Source organism: Anaerotignum faecicola (genome assembly GCA_024460105.1).
GTDB lineage: Bacteria > Bacillota > Clostridia > Lachnospirales > Anaerotignaceae > JANFXS01.
Genome location: JANFXS010000115.1, coordinates 1 through 544 on the forward strand (window position 1 = coordinate 1; position 544 = coordinate 544).

1 protein-coding gene is annotated in these 544 nt (G+C 55.7%); it reads left to right on the forward strand.

All coding sequences use genetic code 11. From position 1 onward, the window contains the following. Positions 1-544, forward strand: a 544-nt coding sequence (locus NE664_13025; GenBank protein ID MCQ4727555.1) for a YodL domain-containing protein, incomplete at both ends; no start/stop codon positions are given.

Here is a 544-nt window from a genome sequence, read left to right on the forward strand (position 1 = left end):
ACAGCCTTTCCGTTTCGGACGTGGTAGTGCTTCATCAGAACGGACAGGACACCGCGCATTACGTTGACAGCGTAGGCTTCCGGCAAGTGCCGGAGTTTTTACAGGAGCAGAAGCAGCTTACCCCGGACGAGCTGACAACGGGCGAAACAATCCAGACACCGAGGGGGACTTTCCATGTGACCGCCATGAGCCGGGAGCAGATAGAAGCCGCCGGATATGGCTTTCACCACCAGTCGGACGACGGAAAGTATCTGATTATGGGGAACGGGACGCGGGCGTTTGCTGTTGCCGCAGAGCAGCCGGAAAAGGCAAACCCCTTGAAGCATATCGAGGACACCGTAGAGCAGAACGACAACAACTTTGACGGTATCATCAACAACACCCCTACCGTTGACGAACTGGAAGCAAAGGTTAAGGCGGGAGAAACAATTTCCCTTGTTGACCTGGCTAACGCGGTCAAAGCCGACAAAGAGCGCGGCAAGGAAGCGAAGCCGGAAAAGAAGCCCTCTATCCGGGCGCAGCTTAGGGCTGACAAGGAAAAGGC